Annotated in this window: 15 protein-coding genes; 12 read left to right on the forward strand and 3 right to left on the reverse strand. The window is 64.5% G+C overall.

Going from position 1 to position 17,994, the window contains the following annotated elements; all coding sequences use genetic code 11:
• Positions 1-72 precede the first annotated feature (72 nt).
• A complete protein-coding gene (locus AC56LG_RS10285; protein ID WP_497166020.1) occupies positions 73-1,188 on the forward strand; it encodes an outer membrane lipoprotein in 1,116 nt (371 codons plus the stop codon).
• A gap of 120 nt (positions 1,189-1,308) precedes the next feature.
• Here AC56LG_RS10285 and AC56LG_RS10290 read toward each other — a convergent pair whose 3' ends face one another.
• The 3 genes from AC56LG_RS10290 to AC56LG_RS10300 all read right to left on the reverse strand — a co-directional run bounded on the left by AC56LG_RS10290 (position 1,309) and on the right by AC56LG_RS10300 (position 3,736).
• The gene (locus AC56LG_RS10290; protein WP_056332926.1) at positions 1,309-2,106 is read right to left on the reverse strand and encodes a Crp/Fnr family transcriptional regulator; all 798 of its coding nucleotides are present in this window, start codon (positions 2,104-2,106) and stop codon (positions 1,309-1,311) included.
• A gap of 445 nt (positions 2,107-2,551) precedes the next feature.
• Positions 2,552-3,196 carry a response regulator gene (locus AC56LG_RS10295; protein ID WP_056332929.1) on the reverse strand — a complete coding sequence of 215 codons (645 nt, stop codon included), beginning with the start codon at positions 3,194-3,196 and terminating at the stop codon, positions 2,552-2,554.
• Between the two features lie 72 nt (positions 3,197-3,268).
• Positions 3,269-3,736 (reverse strand): universal stress protein, encoded by a 468-nt coding sequence (locus AC56LG_RS10300; RefSeq protein ID WP_497166021.1) that lies wholly within the window; start codon positions 3,734-3,736, stop codon positions 3,269-3,271.
• A gap of 385 nt (positions 3,737-4,121) precedes the next feature.
• Between AC56LG_RS10300 and AC56LG_RS10305 the strand changes: the two genes are divergently transcribed.
• From AC56LG_RS10305 to trpB, 11 genes are all read left to right on the forward strand, one after another.
• Positions 4,122-4,982, forward strand: coding sequence for a protein phosphatase CheZ (locus tag AC56LG_RS10305; RefSeq protein ID WP_497166022.1), 861 nt, complete (start codon positions 4,122-4,124; stop codon positions 4,980-4,982).
• Positions 4,982-6,874 (forward strand): chemotaxis protein CheA, encoded by a 1,893-nt coding sequence (locus tag AC56LG_RS10310; RefSeq protein ID WP_497166023.1) that lies wholly within the window; start codon positions 4,982-4,984, stop codon positions 6,872-6,874. The genes AC56LG_RS10305 and AC56LG_RS10310 overlap by 1 nt, the downstream gene beginning before the upstream one ends.
• Positions 6,875-7,114: 240 nt before the next feature.
• Positions 7,115-8,515: a 3-isopropylmalate dehydratase large subunit gene (gene leuC / locus AC56LG_RS10315; protein ID WP_497166024.1), complete on the forward strand. Its 1,401-nt coding sequence runs from the start codon at positions 7,115-7,117 to the stop codon at positions 8,513-8,515.
• 32 nt (positions 8,516-8,547) lie between these two features.
• Positions 8,548-8,670, forward strand: a complete 123-nt coding sequence (locus AC56LG_RS10320) for a hypothetical protein (protein WP_497166025.1) — start codon at positions 8,548-8,550, stop codon at positions 8,668-8,670.
• A gap of 27 nt (positions 8,671-8,697) precedes the next feature.
• Positions 8,698-9,345, forward strand: a complete 648-nt coding sequence (gene leuD / locus AC56LG_RS10325) for a 3-isopropylmalate dehydratase small subunit (RefSeq protein ID WP_497166026.1) — start codon at positions 8,698-8,700, stop codon at positions 9,343-9,345.
• Between the two features lie 13 nt (positions 9,346-9,358).
• Positions 9,359-10,429, forward strand: coding sequence for a 3-isopropylmalate dehydrogenase (gene leuB / locus AC56LG_RS10330; RefSeq protein ID WP_497166027.1), 1,071 nt, complete (start codon positions 9,359-9,361; stop codon positions 10,427-10,429).
• A 25-nt stretch (positions 10,430-10,454) separates the two neighbouring features.
• Complete coding sequence (asd, locus tag AC56LG_RS10335; RefSeq protein WP_497166028.1) at positions 10,455-11,582, forward strand: aspartate-semialdehyde dehydrogenase; 1,128 nt, start codon at positions 10,455-10,457, stop codon at positions 11,580-11,582.
• 455 nt (positions 11,583-12,037) lie between these two features.
• On the forward strand, positions 12,038-15,052 hold the full coding sequence (locus tag AC56LG_RS10340; RefSeq protein ID WP_497166029.1) for a motility hub landmark protein FimV: 3,015 nt from the start codon (positions 12,038-12,040) through the stop codon (positions 15,050-15,052).
• On the forward strand, positions 15,049-15,849 hold the full coding sequence (gene truA, locus AC56LG_RS10345; RefSeq protein WP_497166030.1) for a tRNA pseudouridine(38-40) synthase TruA: 801 nt from the start codon (positions 15,049-15,051) through the stop codon (positions 15,847-15,849). The genes AC56LG_RS10340 and truA overlap by 4 nt, the downstream gene beginning before the upstream one ends.
• A gap of 9 nt (positions 15,850-15,858) precedes the next feature.
• A complete protein-coding gene (locus AC56LG_RS10350; RefSeq protein WP_497166031.1) occupies positions 15,859-16,584 on the forward strand; it encodes a phosphoribosylanthranilate isomerase in 726 nt (241 codons plus the stop codon).
• Positions 16,535-17,812, forward strand: coding sequence for a tryptophan synthase subunit beta (trpB, locus tag AC56LG_RS10355; protein ID WP_497166032.1), 1,278 nt, complete (start codon positions 16,535-16,537; stop codon positions 17,810-17,812). The genes AC56LG_RS10350 and trpB overlap by 50 nt, the downstream gene beginning before the upstream one ends.
• The last annotated feature ends 182 nt before the right edge of the window (positions 17,813-17,994 follow it).

Below are 17,994 nucleotides of genomic sequence, written 5' to 3' on the forward strand. Positions count from 1 at the left end.
CGCACTGTTTTCTTTTGGGCATTGGCGTACTGTGTATGTACGTGAAGGCGGCCCATCGAAAGGAGACATGCCATGAAGCTTCGCCATACCCTGAGTGCCACGCTGGTTGCGCTGTTGCCGCTGTGCTCCATAGCGCTGGCGCCGGCTGCCGCGCATGCGCAGCAATATGAACGCGACAGCCGCGGACCGCTGATTCGCGGTTTCAATGTCGAGGAAGTGCGGCGCCTGGCGCCCGGCGTGGAGCTGCATTTCGACCTGTACGGCACGCCCGGCGGCAACGCCACGCTGCGCATCGACGGCGCCACGCGCAACGTGTACATGACGGAAACCGAACCCGGGCAATACGTCGGCACCTATGTCATCGGCGCGCGCGACCGCATCGTCAATACCAGCGCCGTCACCGCCAACCTGCGTGTGGGCAACCGCGTGGCGACCGACGTGCTGAGCGAATCGGTGGTGCGCGACGGCGCCCCGCGTCCGAACCGGCGCGGCGACCTGGCCTCGGTGCCGCGCATCGAACGCTTCGAAGTGCGCGCCAGCGACGAGCTGGCGCCCGGCAACGACCTCGGCTTCACCGTCTTCGGCACGCCCGGCGCCCGCGTCGAACTGACCATGGCGGGCGCGCGCGGCGTCTTTTTCCTGCCGGAAGTGCGTCCCGGCGAATATGCTGCCGACTACACGATCCGCCGCGACGACCGCATCGCCCCCGACAGCCGGGTGACGGCGACGATCCGCGCCAACGGCCGCTATACGGAGCAGGTGCTGGGCCGTCCGCTGCTGGCCGGTCCCACGCTGCGTCCGGTCGCAGGACCCGCCGTGGCCACCAGTGCGCCGGGCACGGCGCGCTACTGCACCAACTGCGCCACCGTGGAAGCGGTCAACGTGGTCGAAGTGAGCGGCCAGGGCAATTACCTCGGCACGGCGGCCGGCGCGGTGGTCGGCGGCCTGCTCGGCAACCAGGTCGGCAGCGGCAGCGGCCGCAAGGCGGCCACCGTGGCCGGCGCCGTCGGCGGCGCGGTCGCCGGCAACGCCATCCAGCGCAACGGACGGCAGGCCCAGCGCTACGAAGTCGTGGTGCGTTATGCGGGCAATGGAGCGACGCAGACGCTGCAGTATGACAACGATCCCGGCTTCCGCGTCGGCGATCCGGTACGCGTCAACAATGGCGTGTTGTCGCGGGATCAATAACGGAACGCACTTTCAACAATCCACAAAATAAAACAACTCCGACATTCTGGTCTCGCGAAGAAACCACCATGTCGGAGCTGTTTTTGCCCCTGCCGCACTTGCCGGCAAGGAGGCAATCAATCAGGCCGTGGCCAGCACCTGGTCGTCGCCGGCTGCGTCGAGCTCGGCTTTCTGCTTGGCGCCGGCTGCCTTGGTGCGCGAGCGCGACGGTGGCAGGCGGCGCAGGGTTTTCAGGGCTTCCGGGTCCTTGATGCCGATGGTACGCTGGTCGACGGTAATGAGCCCGATCTCGTTGAAGGCGGACAGGGTGCGGCTTACCGTTTCCAGCGTCAGGCCCAGATAGCTGCCGATCTCGTGGCGCGTCATGCGCAGGTTGAACAGCTTGCTCGAGTAGCCCATGGCGGCGAAACGGTCAGCCAGCGAGACCAGGAAGCGCGCCACGCGTGCCTCGGCGGAGAGGGCGCCGAGCATGCCAATCATGGCCTGCTCACGCACCAGCTCGCGGCTCATGACGCCGTACATCAGGTTTTCCAGCTCCATGTGCACGCGGCCGAGGGCGGTCAGTTTCTTGAACGGCAGCAGGATCAGGTCGCAGTCCGACAGCGCCACGGCTTCGGAGGCGTAGTGGCGGGTGTGGATGCCGTCGACGCCGAGCATGTCGCCCTTCATCGGGAAGCTCAGCACCTGTTCGTTGCCGAACTCGTCGATCAGCACCGTTTTCAGGAAGCCGGAGTTGACGATGTACAGAGTGTCGAAGGCCTGGCCGATGGTGTGGACGCGCTGGCCGGTCTTGAACTGTACGTGCTGGAACAGCAGTTCTTCGGAATTGATGGAGACCGCGGCCGGGATGTGCAGCAGGTCGCAGACTTCTTTCAGGTTGGACCACAGGCGGCCCTGGCGTTGGCGGCCTGCTTCCATTGGTGTGGAATGCATGGTCGACGAGGCGTTGCGTTGTTCTGGCGTTGGCTGGGACTGCATGCTCATCTCCGGTGAAGAAATCTTCTGGCAGGGCAGGTGGCTGGGGCCGCTACCGGGTGCTTCAATAGGATTCATCAAGCGGGAGGCTTGGCTTACGGAGAGAAATTAGATCGCAAGCAAGTCGATACGCTGAATTCAGTATGCCAACACGAGTTCGGCATGGGTATCAGCAATGGCTGAATGTGTAGGTAGGAGAGGAACTAGTAACGTAGGAATTTTCTTACCAAAACGGGGCGTCGCGGGCACTATCCGGTACAACAACTTGCTGGCAGGGCAGCAAAGCGTGGATTGCAGCGTGGCGGGCAAGGCACAAATGGCCGCCCGCCACTGTCAAACGTTGTTAATACGGCGAAGGCAATGCCGCCGTTTCAGAAGCTCGACCGGTTCAGGCTTTCAGAGGCGCCAGCAGACGATGCGCCACGGCATACTGCACCATTTCCGACAGCGACGTCATCCCCATCTTCTGCATGATGCGCGTCTTGTGGGTACTCACGGTCTTCACCGACAAATGCAGGTTGTTGGCGATTTCGGTGATCGACTTGCCGCCGACGAGCAGCGAAAACACTTCGAATTCGCGGTCCGAGAGTTGTTTGTGCAACAGCTGCTCGTTGGGCGCCATGATGTTCAGCGCCAGCTGCTCGGCCACTTCGGTACTGATGTAGGGCCGGCCCGAGGCCACCTTGCGGATCGCGCCGACCAGCTGGGTGCCCGCGCTCTCCTTGGTGAGGTAGCCCTGGGCGCCGGCGCGGATGGCGCGCACCGCATACTGTTCCTCTTCGTGCATGGTGAGGATCAGGATGGCCAGCTTGGGCGCCTCGCTGCGTACCTGGCGGATCAGGTCGACGCCGCTGCGCCCGGGCATCGACAAATCGAGCAGCAGCAGGTCGAAGCCGCCCTGGCGCACCAGCGACAGGACTTCGAAGCCGTTGGTCGCTTCGCCGACGATCTCGACGTCGAGCGCGCCGTCGAGGATCCGCTTCAGCCCTTCACGCATGATCGTGTGATCATCTGCGATGACGATTCTTATCATGAATGCACCCCCTTGCCACGTGGTCCGCGGCTTATAGTGTGCACGCCGCGGCGCGGCGTGCCGGCGCCGGCATCAGGTCGAGGCTGGCTCGTTGATCAGCCGGTGCACCAGTACCGGCTTGGTGGTATGCGACAACACTTTATTGGTGACGCTGCCCAGCAGGAGCTGGCCCCAGCCGCTGCGCCCGTGCGAACCCATGAAGATCAGGTCGCAGCCTTCCTGCTCGGCGACGTCGACGATCTTCAGGGCCGTGGCGTCGGAAAACGCGGTCATGCAGCTGTGCTGCAGTCCGGCCTGCTCGCAGGAGCGCATGATCCTGCCCATGTAGTCTTCGCCGGTGCGGCGCATCTGGCTGATGTAGTCGTCTTCGCTGGGATACGAGGGCGGAATGATCTCGACGTACACCGGGTACTGGTAGTCCGGTGCGACGAACAGGGCCAGCACTTCGGCACCCATCTGGTGCGCGAACTTGACCCCGGCGCAGGCAGTGTGCTGGGAAACGGCGGAGCCGTCGGTGGTGATCAGGATTTTCCGGTACATGATGAGCCCCTCCAATACGCTATGTATTCTGGCTGCTGCTGAATGTGCCGGGCTTGCGATAGCGCAACCTGTTGACTTCGCTCAATGATGAGCCCGCCTTCGCTGGAAGGCTTGCAAAAACAGTGCACAATCGACGCGACCACAAAAACAACACCTGACTTGTGAAAATATTCAGGAACGGCACGGTTTTATTGTCGCGGAATTAAGTTTCCTTGTCCATTTCGGCGTATTGCTTTTTCCGATATTTACCTACGGCAACTGCGCTGCTACACTCGCTAACGATTTTTGGGCTTCCGGCGGCGGCACGACGCGCGTGGAAGTCCGCATCCACCGGACCGAAGCACGCAAGATTGCGAGACATTCATATTATGGAGAAGCAGGGATTATGACCGACGCCGCCGACGATTTCGACGCACTATTCGAGGAAGTGGCAGCCCAGCGCGCCAGCGCGCCGGCCCCGGCTGCAGCGGCTGCAGCGGCTGCGCCCGCCTCTACCGCCACCGCCGATGAAGACGACCTGGACGCACTGTTCGACCAGATCGCTACCAACAAGCCCGCCGCGCCGGTTGCTCCGGCCGCGGCCGTTTCCGTCGCTACCGCGCCCGCAGCTGCGAGCGCTGCCGACGACGGCGCCGAGGGCGACAAGAACATGTACGAACGCCTCGGCGGCATCGTGCGCCTGCTGCACGACTCGCTGCGCGAACTGGGCTACGACCGCGCGTTGTCCGAGGCTTCGTCGCAGATCAACGACGCCCAGGACCGCCTGGAATACGTCGCCACCCTGACCGAGCAGGCCGCCAACAAGGTCCTGAACACCCTGGACGAAGGCATGCCGGCGCAGGACAAGCTGTCGAAGCAGGCGCAGGACATGTCGGGCCGCTGGGATGCGCTGTTCGCCGGCAAGCTGAGCCTGGACGAATTCAAGGCCCTGGCCGGCGACTCGCGCCAGTTCTCGCAAGCCGTGTCGGCAGCGACCGAGGCGGAAAAAGCGCGCCTGCTGGAAATCATGATGGCCCAGGACTTCCAGGACATCACCGGCCAGCTGATCAAGAAAGTAGTCGCGATCACCAAGACCGTGGAAAACGAGCTGGCCCAGCTGCTGCGCGATAACGCGCCGCCGGAAACGCGCGCCAAGCTGGCCGAGAAAGAAGCTGCACCTGTGCAATTGATGTCGGGCCCGTCCGTGCCGGAAGCGGCGCTGGACCAGGATAACGTCGACGACCTACTTGCCGATCTGGGATTCTAATGGACGATATGCTCAAGGACTTCGTCGTCGAGGCGATGGATCTGGCAGTCAATGTTGAAGAGCACCTCCTGCGCCTCGAACGCGATCCGGACAACAAGGAAACGCTGAACGCGGTGTTTCGTTCGTTCCACACGATCAAGGGCGGCGCCGGCTTCATGGGCCTGCCTGCGCTGGTTGCGGCCTGCCACCTGACGGAGAATCTGTTCGACGCCCTGCGTACGGGCGCCGCGCCGGTCACGCCGCTGTCGATCGAAGCGGCGCTGCAAGCTTCCGGCTTCGTCGCCGACCAGTTGAACGACCTGAACAACGGCGCCACGCCGGAACAGCTGGCGCCGATGCCGGCCGACCTCGAGCGCATCCTGACGGACGCGATCGAAGGCAAGGCGCAGGTGGCACAGGTGGCCGCGCCTGCTCCGGTAGCTGCACCGGTGGTTGCCGCCGCGCCGGTTGCCGCGCCTGCCGTCGCTGAAGACGGACTCGACTGGCCCGCGATGTACAACGCCGTGGTGCCGGCCAGCGCCGCGATTGCGACTGCCGCGACTGCCCCGGTTGCTGCAGCCACTGCCGCGCCGACGCCAGTCGCCGCGGTCGCGCCGCAAGCACCCGCCGCAGCACCTGTTGCGCAGCACGATGCCGCGCCGGCCGCGAAAGCCGGCTGGGATGGCGTCGACCGCCGCAACGACGTCAAGCCCGTTGCCGCCGCCCCGGCCAAGGACGAAAGCATCCGTATCGATGCCGTGAAACTCGACGCGCTGCTGGAAGTGGCCGGCGAATCGGTGCAGGCCGCCAACCAGGCTGCCGTGCTGCTCGAACGCCTGTCGCAGTTCAAGTTCGAAGGGCAGGCCGCCACCCTGATGGCGACGCTGACCGAAACGCTGGAACGCGCCTCGCGCTATTCGGCCGAACTGCAGCGCGCCACGCTGGCCACGCGCATGCAGCCAGTGGGCCGCCTGTTCCAGAAATTCCCGCGCCTGGTGCGCGAGCTGGCGAAAGACCTCGGCAAGGACGTCGAGCTGACCATCGAAGGCGCCGAGACCGAAGTCGACCGCGTCGTCGTCGACAGCCTCTACGATCCGCTGGTACACATGCTGCGCAATGCGCTCGACCATGGCGTCGAGTCGCCGCAGGAGCGTGTCGCCGCCGGCAAGCCAGCGAAAGCATTCATCCTGCTGAAAGCCTGGCAGGAAGCCAACAGCGTCATGATCGTGCTGCAGGACGACGGCAAGGGCATGGACCCGATCAAGCTGCGCCGCAAAGCCATCGACAAGGGCCTGATCGGCGAAAACGGCGCCCAGAGCGACGAAGACGCCTACCAGCTGGTGTTCCTGCCGGGTTTCTCGACCAAGGAAGTGGCGTCGTCGGTCTCGGGCCGCGGTGTCGGCATGGACGTCGTGAAAACGGCGGTGGAAAAGAACCGCGGCGCGATCCGCATCGATTCTTCGCTCGGCCACGGCACCAAGTTCGCGATCCGCCTGCCGATCGAACTGTCGATCGTGCCGACCATGCTGGTCTCGACGTCCGGCGCTTCGCTGGCGCTGCCGATGGCGGTGGTCGAGCGCGTGGTCGAACTGCCGGAAACCTTCTCGATGGTCGGCGGCGCCCCGGTGCTGAAAGACCAGGGCCGTCCGCTGCCGGTGCGCTCGCTGGCCGGTTCGCTCGGCTACGAGGAAGCGGTGGAACGCGTCGGCATCGTCATCAATGCGCCGCAGCCGTATATCCTGGCGGTGGAAGCGGTCGACGGTACCGCCGACCTGGTGATCAAGCCGATGACGGCGTTGACCGTCGAGGGCATCACCGGCACCGCGCGGTCGGCCGAGGGCGAACTGGTACTGGTGGTGGGCCTGTCGTTCCTGATGGATGGCTGCCGCAGCACGGTGCGCATGGCCGCATGAATGCACTAAACGAGTGAAAAAGGGGGACATTGGCCCTTGCAATAAAAGCCTGCGCAGCCGATGCGCAGGCTTTTTTTATTTGCACCTGAGCCGTTCCATGCAAATCTTGTTTGCCACACAAGTGATTTATTGGCAGAAACGTGCAAAACGGCCTTACTTCTGCCGCAGTGCACAATTATGGCATAATCAAAATCCCACTATCGACAGTGGCCGCACGTAAGACTCAGCACGGGACACAGCATGTTAAAAACGCTCTACGACAAACTCTGGGAATCGCACGTCGTGCGTGCCGATGCCGACGGCACCACGGTGCTGTATATCGACCGCCACCTGGTGCACGAAGTCACCAGTCCGCAAGCCTTCGAGGGTCTGCGCGAAGCCAACCGGGGCCTGTGGCGCAATGCCGCCAACCTGGCCGTGGCCGACCATAACGTGCCGACCACCGACCGCCGCGAAGGCATCGCCGACCCCACCTCGCGCCTGCAGGTCGAGACGCTCGACAGCAATGCGAAGAGCTTCGGGCTCACCTACTTCAACATGAACGACAAGCGCCAGGGCATCGTCCACGTGATCGGGCCGGAGCAGGGCGCGACCCTGCCGGGCATGACGGTGGTCTGCGGCGACTCGCACACGTCCACCCACGGCGCCTTTGGCTGCCTGGCGCACGGCATCGGCACCTCGGAAGTCGAGCACGTGCTGGCGACGCAGACGCTGCTGGCGAAAAAATCGAAGTCGATGCTGGTGCAGGTCGACGGCACGCTGCCGCCGGGCGTGACCGCCAAGGACATCGTGCTGGCCGTGATCGGCCGCATCGGCACCGCCGGCGGCACCGGTTACGCCATCGAATTCGGCGGCTCGACCATCCGTGCACTGTCGATGGAAGGGCGCATGACGGTCTGTAACATGGCGATCGAAGCGGGCGCGCGCGCCGGCATGATCGCCGTCGACGACACCACGATCAACTACGTGAAGGGCCGTCCATTTTCCCCAAGCGGCCCGCAGTGGGAGCAGGCCGTCAGCTATTGGCGCACCCTGCACACCGACCCGGGCGCGAAGTTCGACATGGTCGTCACCCTGGACGCGGCGCAGATCCGTCCGCAAGTCACCTGGGGCACCTCGCCGGAAATGGTGACCTCGATCGACGGCCGCGTGCCCGATCCCGACCAGGAAAAGGATGCCGTGCGTCGCGACGCCATGGAAAAGGCGCTGACCTACATGGCCTTGACGCCGAACACGCCGATCGAGAACATCCGCATCGACAAGGTCTTCATCGGCTCGTGCACGAATTCGCGCATCGAGGATTTGCGCGAGGCCGCCGCCATCGTGCGCGGACGCCAGCGCGCTTCGAATGTGAGACTGGCGCTGGTGGTGCCGGGTTCGGGCCTGGTCAAGGAACAGGCCGAGCGCGAAGGCCTCGACCAGATCTTCAAGGCCGCCGGCTTCGAGTGGCGCGAGCCGGGCTGCTCGATGTGCCTGGCGATGAATGCCGATCGCCTGGAGCCGGGCGAACGCTGCGCCTCGACCTCGAACCGCAATTTCGAAGGACGGCAGGGGCAGGGCGGACGTACCCACCTGGTGTCGCCGGCAATGGCCGCCGCGGCCGGGATCGCGGGCCACTTCGTCGACGTGCGCGCACTCTGAATAAATAATATAAACAGATTTACAGGACCATCATGAAAAAAGTATTCGCCCTCTCCCTGGTTGCCATCGTTCTCGCAGGCTGCAACACGATTTCCGGCATCGGCCGCGACGTGCAAAAGGTCGGCCAGGTCGTCACCGGCGCTGGCGGCAAGTAATTCCATTGAACGAACCGGGTAGAGGACATGGATAAATTCACCGTACATGAAGGCCTGGTGGCGCCGCTCGACCGCGCCAACGTCGACACCGACGCCATCATTCCGAAGCAGTTCCTGAAATCGATCCGCAAGACCGGCTTCGGCCCCAACTTGTTCGACGAGTGGCGTTACCTCGACCATGGCGAGCCGGGGCAGGACAACAGCAACCGTCCACTGAATCCGGACTTCGTGCTGAACCAGCCGCGCTACCAGGGGGCGTCGATCCTGCTGACCCGCAAGAACTTCGGCTGCGGCTCCTCGCGTGAACACGCGCCATGGGCGCTGCAGCAGTACGGTTTCCGCGCCATTGTCGCGCCGAGCTTTGCCGACATCTTCTTCAACAACTGCTACAAGAGCGGGCTGCTGCCGATCGTGCTGACCGAAGCGCAGGTCGAGCAGCTGTTCAATGAAGTAAAAGCATCGAGCGCTTTCAGGCTCGTGGTCGACCTGGAACACCAGGTGCTGCGCAGCCTGGACGGCAGCATCGGCTTCGAATTCGCGATCGACGACTTCCGCAAGTACTGCCTGCTGAACGGCCTGGACGACATCGGCCTGACGCTGCGCCACGCCGACGAGATCCGCGCCTTCGAAGAACGCCACCTGGCGCGCCAGCCCTGGCTGGCCAACACGATTTGACAAGAAAGCGACCATGAAGATTGCAATCCTGCCGGGCGACGGCATCGGTCCCGAAATCACGGCGCAAGCGGTGCGCGTGCTCGAAGCGCTGGGTGAATCCTTCGAGATGGAGCATGCCGAGGTCGGCGGCGCCGGTTATGCGGTGCATGGCCATCCGCTGCCCGCATCGACGCTGAAGCTGGCGAAGGAAGCGGACGCCGTGCTGTTCGGCGCCGTCGGCGATTATCAGTACGACACGCTCGAGCGCGCGCTGCGCCCGGAGCAGGCGATCCTCGGCTTGCGCCGCGAACTTGGCCTGTTCGCCAACCTGCGACCGGCGATCCTGTATCCGGAACTGGCCGGCGCCTCGACCCTGAAGCCGGAAGTGGTGGCGGGCCTCGACATCCTGATCATCCGCGAACTGACCGGCGACATCTATTTCGGCAAGCCGCGCGGCGTGCGCGAGTGCCCCGACGGGCCCTTCAAAGGCCAGCGCGAAGGTTTCGACACGATGCGCTATGCCGAAGGCGAAATCCGCCGCATCGCCCACGTGGCCTTCCAGGCTGCGCAGAAAAGGGATAAACGCGTGACCAGCGTCGACAAGGCGAACGTGCTGGAAACCTTCCAGTTCTGGCGCGACATCGTCACCGACGTGCACAAGGAATATGAGGATGTCGCGCTCGAACACATGTACGTCGATAACGCGGCCATGCAGCTGGTGCGCGCGCCGAAGAAATTCGACGTCATCGTCACCGGCAACATGTTCGGCGACATCCTGTCGGACGCCGCCGCGATGCTGACCGGCTCGATCGGCATGCTGCCTTCGGCCTCGCTCGACGCCAGCAATAAAGGCCTGTACGAACCCTCGCACGGTTCGGCACCGGACATCGCCGGCAAGGGCATTGCCAATCCACTGGCGACGATCCTGTCCGCCGCAATGATGCTGCGCTTCTCGCTGAACAAGGCCGAGCAGGCCGACCGCATCGAGACCGCCGTAAAGCGCGTGCTCCAGCAAGGATTGCGCACAGCGGATATATTCGAGGATGGCACGCAGCGCGTGAGCACGGAACAGATGGGCGACGCGGTCGTGCGCGCGCTCGGATAACTTTTAAAAACAAACGGGAAATAAAATGAAATTGGTAGGCCTGGTAGGTTGGCGCGGCATGGTAGGTTCGGTCCTGATGCAGCGCATGCAGGACGAGGGCGATTTCGACCACATCGAGCCGGTGTTCTTCACCACCTCGAATGCGGGCGGCGCCGCGCCAGCGATGGCGAAGAACGAAACCACGTTGAAGAGCGCGCACGAAATCGCCGAACTGGCGAAGTGCGAGATCATCATCTCCTGCCAGGGCGGCGACTACACGAGCGAGGTCTTCCCGCAGCTGCGCGCCAGCGGCTGGGACGGCTACTGGATCGACGCCGCCTCGACCCTGCGCATGAACGACGACGCCGTCATCGTGCTCGACCCGGTCAACCTCGACGTCATCAAGAACGCACTCGCGCGCGGCGTGAAGAACTACGTCGGCGGCAACTGCACCGTGTCGTGCATGCTGATGGGCCTGGGCGGGCTGTTCGAACAGGGCCTGGTCGAGTGGATGACCTCCATGACCTACCAGGCCGCGTCCGGCGGCGGCGCCCAGCACATGCGCGAGCTGCTGACCCAGTTCGGCACCATCAACGGCGCCATCAAGCCCCTGCTCGACAACCCGGCCTCGGCCATCCTCGAGATCGACCGCACGGTGCTGGCGACCCAGCACGGTTTGTCCGCTGACGAAACCAAACAGTTCGGCGTGCCGCTGGCCGGCAACCTGATCCCATGGATCGACAAGGACCTGGGCAACGGCCAGTCGAAGGAAGAGTGGAAGGCCGGCGCCGAGACCAACAAGATCCTGGGCCGCGGCGAAGGCTTCGGTACCGCTGCGATTCCAGTCGACGGCCTTTGCGTGCGCATCGGCGCGATGCGCTGCCACTCGCAGGCGCTGACCATCAAGATGACCAAGGACGTGCCGCTCGACGAGATCAACGACATCATCGCCTCGCACAACCAGTGGGTGAAGGTGGTGCCGAACACGCGCGAAGCGTCGATGCATGACCTGTCGCCGGCCGCCGTCACCGGCAGCCTGAACATCCCGGTGGGCCGCCTGCGCAAGATGTCGATGGGACCGGACTACCTGTCGGCGTTTACGGTCGGCGACCAGCTGCTGTGGGGTGCGGCCGAGCCGCTGCGGCGCATGCTGCGGATCGTGCTGGAGAAGTAAAACAACGCCCGCGAATGCGGGCGTTTTTGTTTTTGTAGGGTGGGCTTCGCCCACGCGGTACGACAGTTGATCAGCGGTTGTTCAACAATGGCACGCTCGCATAAGGTAAGAAGTTTGTCGTTTCGACGGAGTTACCGCCGTACCGCGTGGGCACACGTGCCCACCCTACGGTAGACTTGGCGATTCGATCACACCTGTTGGTGCCCTGATAATCTCTGCTCATCAATACGATATCTAAACATTATCGATAGCTCATCCATCCCACAGAATCACAAGCCTACGCCCCGCAGCGCTTGCATGCTCCAGTGCATGATGATATGTTGAGACTTCCGGGAAACCGTCCTTTCCCTCCTGCCAACCTTCTCGACACCAACTCCAACCCTATGCCACTGAACCGCCGCCCTCAGATCATGTCGTCCGCGTTGAAAACGCTTACCGCAGCGGTCGCCAGTGCAGTGTTGTTGACTTCGGTGGCAAACGCGGCGGGACTGGGTAAACTCACCGTCCTCTCGGCCCTCGGCCAGCCGCTGCGCGCCGAGATCGAACTGACCGCCGTCTCGAGCGAAGAAGCGTCGAACCTGGTGGCGAAACTGGCCAGTCCCGAAGCCTACCGCGCCGCCAACGTCGACTTCAATCCGGCACTGCTGTCGCTGCGCTTCGCGGTCGAGGGGCGCGGCGGGCGCCAGTTCGTGCGCATCACCTCGCCGCAGCCGTTGAACGAGCCCTTCGTCGACCTGCTGCTGGAGCTGTCCTGGGATGGCGGCCGCCTGGTGCGCGAATACACCTTCCTGCTCGATCCGGCCGAGCTGCGCTCGACGCAATCGGCGCAGGTGGCGCCGGCACCGGCTGCGCGTTCCGGTGCGGCCCAGACGCCAAGGCCGGCGCCGGCCGAGAGCGCGCGTCCGCAACGTGGCGCACGCGCCGACGAGACCGCGGGCGAACCGGCCGCACGAGCGGCTGGCACGGCTGCCAGCCCCTCGCGCTACCGCGTCAAGGCCGGCGACACGCTCAGCCGCATCGCAGGCAAACTGAAACCGGTCGACGTCTCGCTCGACATGATGCTGGTCGCCCTTTACCGCGCCAACCCGGACGCGTTCATCAGCAACAACATGAACCGCCTGAAGTCGGGTCAGATCCTGTCGGTGCCGAGCGGCGACAGCATGCGCGGCATCGATGCGGAAGAAGCACACGGTACGGTCGTGGCGCACGCGGCCGACTTCAATGCCTACCGCAGCAAGCTGGCCGGCCAGGTCGCCACCAGCGCGCCGGCACGCGAGGCGCCGGCAGGGCAGAGCGCGACCGGCCGCATCACGGCCAAGGTCGAGGAGCGCCCGACCGCCGCCAACGAATCGCAAGACCAGCTGCGCCTGTCGAAAGCGGCGCCGAACCGTCCGGCCACAGGCGCGGCGGCGCCGAACGCGGAAGACGCGATCGCCAGGGAAAAGGAATTGGCGGACGCCCAGACCCGCGTCAAGGAGCTGGAAAAGAACGTCAACGAGCTGGAAAGCCTGATCACGGTGAAGAGCCAGACCGGCGCCGACGCGACCCAGCGCGCCGCCGATGCGCCGGCCACGCCGGCAGCGCCGGTGGTCGTCGCCCAGGCCGACACCGAACCCAAGCCCGCACCGAAGATCAAGACCGCGCCGAAACCGATCGTGTTCGACACCCCGGCCGAGCCGGGCCTGCTCGACACCCTGATGGACAACATCCTGTACCTGGGCGCCGGCGCCGCCGTGCTGCTGCTGGCCGCGCTCGGCCTGTCGCAGCGCCGCAAGCAGAAGGTGGCCGTGCAGGCGTCGCCGAATCCGCCGACCATCCTCGGCAGCGCGGCCCAGCCGGGACAATCGATGTTCGCCGAAACCGGCGGCCAGAGCGTTGACACCCACGACAGCGTGTTCAACTCCAGCTTCGCGCCCTCGGCCAGCCAGCTCGATACCAACGAAGTCGACCCGCTCGCAGAAGCCGAGCTGTACCTCGCCTACAACTTCGACACCCAGGCCGAAGACATCCTCAAGGAAGCGCTGCGCAACGACCCGTACCGCCATCCGGTGCGCCTGAAATTGCTCGAGATCTACGCGGCGCGCAAGGACGTGCGCGCCTTCGAGACCCAGGCGACCGAGCTGTACAGCCTGTCGGGCGGCAAGGGCGACGAGTGGGCGCAAGCCGCCGCGCTCGGCCATACGCTCGATCCGGCCAACCCGATGTATGCGCAGGCCGCCGGCGGCGGTGCGGCGCTGGCCGTCGGTGCCGCGGTGGCGGGAGCCGGCGTGGCCACTGTCGCCGCAAACAACGATGCCGATCCGCAGGCCATGCTGTCGCAACAGCTCGAACAAGCCTTCCGCAGCCGCGAGGCATCGCCCGAGATCATCGAGCCCGATGCGACCGTGGACGCCGTCACCGGTGCGCCGCTGGGCAGCGACTTCGACTTCAACAGCCTGGGCCTGGACCACGATGCCACGGCGCTGCCGCAGGCCGATGCAAACAAGGCTGACGACAACCTTCTCGACTTCGACCTCGGCGGCCTGTCGTTCGAACCCGTAGCTGCCACCGCCACCGGCACGGCCAATGCCGTGCACGACGACCCGACCGCCGTGCCCGACCTGCAATTCGACATGGAGCCGTTCGCGCCGCTCGAGCCGGCATCGGGCACGCCAGTTGTCGCCAACAGCGCCAGCCTGGACGACCTCGCCTTCGACATCGACTTCGATTCGCCGCCGGCAGGCGCGCCGACGGCCGCACCGGTGTCCGACGAGGACGACGCCTTCGTCCTCGACCTCAGCAAGAGCGGCCCGGACACCGACATCGACATCGCCCAGCTGGCGCGCGAATTTGAACTGAACGAAGTAAATGAGCCGGCCGCACTGCCGCCGCTGCCGGACGTCCCGGCAACGCCAGCGGAATCCGACCTGAAGGACCCGCTGTTCGACCTCGACGCGATGGACTTCAGCCTGACCGACACGACCCCGGTGACGCCTGTGGGCGCGCGCCAGGAACCGGTGTTCGACTTCGGTTCGACCGACTTCGACCTGACCCCGCCGGTGGCCGACGCGTCGAAGGAGACGACGGCGCCCGTCGACAAGGACCCGCTGTTCGACCTCGACATGATGGACTTCGGCCAGCCGGCGGCAGCGGCCGCGCCGCAGGACGATCCGTTCGCGCTGGACGACGTGCCGGCGATCCCGAACCCGGGCACGCCGGTGCCGCGCTTCGACCTGTCCACCATGGACCTCGACCTGCCGCCCAACGACTTCGCCCTGACGCAGCCGGAGACGCCCGCAGGCAGCCCGGCAGGCACCACTGCCGAGCTGACCGCGGCGCAAATGGAAATGGAAACCAAGCTCGATCTGGCGATTGCCTACCAGGAGATCGGCGACAAGGAAGGTGCGCGCGAATTGCTCGACGAAGTCATCAAGGGCGGTAACGTCGAACAGTCCACCCGCGCCAGTGCCATGCGCGCCCAGTTAGCGTGACCCGGATTGCACTCGGACTCCAGTACGTCGGCACCGGCTGGAATGGATACCAGAAACAGCCAAGCCGTGACACCATCCAGGACGCCCTCGAGATCGCCCTCGAGAAGTTCGCGCGCACGAAGCTGAGTACTACCTGCGCCGGCCGCACCGATGCCGGCGTCCATGCGGTCGAGCAGGTCGTGCACTTCGATACCGAACTCGATCGACCGATGCAAAGCTGGGTGCGCGGCACGAATACCTTCCTGCCCGATTCGATCGCCGTGCGCTGGGCCAGCGAAGTGGCGCCCGACCCCGAGGGCCAGGAGTTCCACGCGCGTTATTCGGCGCGTTCGCGCACCTATCACTACGTGTTGTACAACAACCCGAATCCATCTTCGCTGCTGGCCGGGCGCGCCGGCTGGGTGTTCCGTCCGCTCGACGTCGAACGCATGCAGCAGGCCGCGCGCCACCTGATCGGCCTGCACGACTTTTCCTCGTTCCGCGCGTCGGGCTGCCAGGCCAATACGCCGATCAAGGACATGCAGGAAATCGGCATCGAGCGGCGCGGCGACATCATCGTGTTCACCGTGCGCGCCAGCGCTTTCCTGCATCACATGGTGCGCAACCTGGTGGGCGCGCTGATCTACGTCGGCGTCGGCCGCAACGAGCCGGACTGGATGGCCGGCGTGCTGGCCGCGCGCAACCGCGACGCCGCCGCGCCCACCTTCATGCCCGACGGCCTGTACTTCGCGAAAATCGATTACGATCCGAAGTGGGGATTGCCGCAGGAAGCGATCTCGCCTTTACCGTGGCTTTGAGGTTTTAGCATGCACCGTACCCGTATCAAAATTTGCGGCATCACGCGCGAAGAAGATTTGCGCGCCGCAGTGACCGCCGGCGCCGACGCGCTCGGCTTCGTGTTCTACCCGAAGAGTCCACGCTACGTGTCGCCGTCGAGGTTCGCCGAACTTGCAGCGGGCTTGCCGCCTTACGTCAGCTCGGTTGCCCTGTTCGTCAACGCCAGCCTGGAAGAGGTGAGGGCGGTGGTCGACGCCGGCCCGGTCGCGCTGCTGCAGTTTCACGGCGACGAAACAATGGACGAGTGCGCGCGCATCGCCGCTGCCGTGCAGCGCCCGTTCGTGCACGCCTACCGCGTCAAGCCGGACACGGCGCCATCGGATTTGCTAGAATGCGAACTCGCATACCGCGCCGCCAGTCCCTGGTTTTCCAGCCTCCTGCTCGATACCTACGTGGACGCCTACGGTGGCGCTGGAAAGGTCTTCGATTGGTCTCTTATCCCAAAAGAGCTCGCGCCTCGGGTCGTTTTGAGTGGTGGCTTGAGCGTGCAAAACGCGACTGACGCAGTCGCCCGCGTACGTCCCTGGGCCGTCGACATCAGCAGTGGTGTCGAGGAGGCCAAGGGTATCAAGGACGCCCGCAAGATCGCTGGTTTCATCGCCGCGGTGCGGGCAGCCGATGCCAACATTGAAAGCGAACATTCCCATGAAATCAGTACAGGAAGCAGCCCTGGAGACCCAGGAAGCCGTCCTTGAACGGTCGATCAACGCACTGTTCCAGACCGTCGACTATCAATTCCCCGATGCGAAAGGCCACTTCGGCCCCTACGGCGGCAGTTTCGTCGCCGAGACGCTGACCCACGCGCTGGCCGAGCTGAACGAAGCCTACGCGCGCTATTCGCAGGACCCTGAATTCCTCGACGAATTCCGCTATGAGCTGGCGCACTTCGTCGGCCGTCCGTCGCCGGTCTACCACGCCAAGCGCTGGTCGGAACTCGCCGGCGGCGCGCAAGTCTTCTTCAAGCGTGAAGACCTGAACCACACCGGCGCCCACAAGATCAACAACGTGATCGGCCAGGCTTTGCTGGCACGCCGCATGGGCAAGCAGCGCATCATCGCCGAAACCGGCGCCGGCCAGCACGGCGTGGCCACCGCCACCATCTGCGCCCGTTTCGGCCTCGAATGCGTGGTCTACATGGGCAGCGAAGACGTCAAGCGCCAGGCCCAGAACGTCTACCGCATGAAGCTGCTGGGTGCGACCGTCGTGCCGGTCGAGTCGGGCAGCAAGACCCTGAAGGACGCGCTCAATGAAGCGATGCGCGACTGGGTCACCAACATCGAAAACACCTTCTACATCATCGGCACCGTCGCCGGACCGCACCCGTATCCGATGATGGTGCGCGACTTCCAGTCGGTGATCGGCGAGGAATGCCGCGTGCAGATGCCGGAAATGACCGGCCGCCAGCCCGACTACGTGGTGGCCTGCATCGGCGGCGGTTCGAACGCGATGGGCATTTTCTATCCCTACATCGACGAACCGGGCGTGAAACTGGTCGGCGTCGAGGCGGCGGGCGAGGGACTCGATTCGGGCAAGCACGCCGCGTCGCTGACGGCCGGTTTCCCGGGTGTGCTGCACGGTAACCGCACCTACCTGCTGCAGGATGCGAACGGCCAGATCATCGAGACGCATTCGGTCTCGGCCGGCCTGGATTATCCAGGCGTCGGTCCCGAACACGCATGGCTGAAGGATTCGCTGCGCGCCGAGTATGTGTCGGTGACGGACGACGAAGCGCTGCAGGCCTTCCACGACTGCTGCCGCATCGAAGGCATCATTCCGGCGCTGGAATCGTCGCACGCGATCGCGTATGGCGTGAAGCTGGCGGCCACGCTGCCGAAGGACCAGCTGATCCTGGTAAATCTGTCGGGGCGCGGGGACAAGGACATGCATACGGTGGCGCAGCGGATGGGGCTGGATTTTAGTTAATCCGCGCCATTCGACTGTTCGTTGAACGCGTGGGCGGGAGACCCGCCCACCTTACGGCCCTCCGAACTACGTTACGGATAAGCGTAGGGATGTAAGGTGGGCAGGGTAATTTCAGCCAATGGCTGAAATTACGCCCACGCGTCCAACAAACGCATGCACACCGTCACATCGATTACTCCAAT

The sequence above is a fragment of the Telluria sp. ZB2R32 genome (assembly GCF_059685715.1).

Coding starts and splice junctions, on each gene's coding strand:
- AC56LG_RS10305 (WP_497166022.1), top strand. CDS start 4,122: ATGACCGACGCCGCCGACGATTTCGACGCACTATTCGAGGAAGTGGCA.
- AC56LG_RS10300 (WP_497166021.1), bottom strand. CDS start 3,736: ATGTACCGGAAAATCCTGATCACCACCGACGGCTCCGCCGTTTCCCAG.
- AC56LG_RS10290 (WP_056332926.1), bottom strand. CDS start 2,106: ATGGAAGCAGGCCGCCAACGCCAGGGCCGCCTGTGGTCCAACCTGAAA.
- leuC (WP_497166024.1), top strand. CDS start 7,115: ATGTTAAAAACGCTCTACGACAAACTCTGGGAATCGCACGTCGTGCGT.
- AC56LG_RS10295 (WP_056332929.1), bottom strand. CDS start 3,196: ATGATAAGAATCGTCATCGCAGATGATCACACGATCATGCGTGAAGGG.
- trpB (WP_497166032.1), top strand. CDS start 16,535: ATGAAATCAGTACAGGAAGCAGCCCTGGAGACCCAGGAAGCCGTCCTT.
- AC56LG_RS10320 (WP_497166025.1), top strand. CDS start 8,548: ATGAAAAAAGTATTCGCCCTCTCCCTGGTTGCCATCGTTCTCGCAGGC.
- leuB (WP_497166027.1), top strand. CDS start 9,359: ATGAAGATTGCAATCCTGCCGGGCGACGGCATCGGTCCCGAAATCACG.
- AC56LG_RS10310 (WP_497166023.1), top strand. CDS start 4,982: ATGGACGATATGCTCAAGGACTTCGTCGTCGAGGCGATGGATCTGGCA.
- asd (WP_497166028.1), top strand. CDS start 10,455: ATGAAATTGGTAGGCCTGGTAGGTTGGCGCGGCATGGTAGGTTCGGTC.
- leuD (WP_497166026.1), top strand. CDS start 8,698: ATGGATAAATTCACCGTACATGAAGGCCTGGTGGCGCCGCTCGACCGC.
- AC56LG_RS10285 (WP_497166020.1), top strand. CDS start 73: ATGAAGCTTCGCCATACCCTGAGTGCCACGCTGGTTGCGCTGTTGCCG.
- AC56LG_RS10350 (WP_497166031.1), top strand. CDS start 15,859: ATGCACCGTACCCGTATCAAAATTTGCGGCATCACGCGCGAAGAAGAT.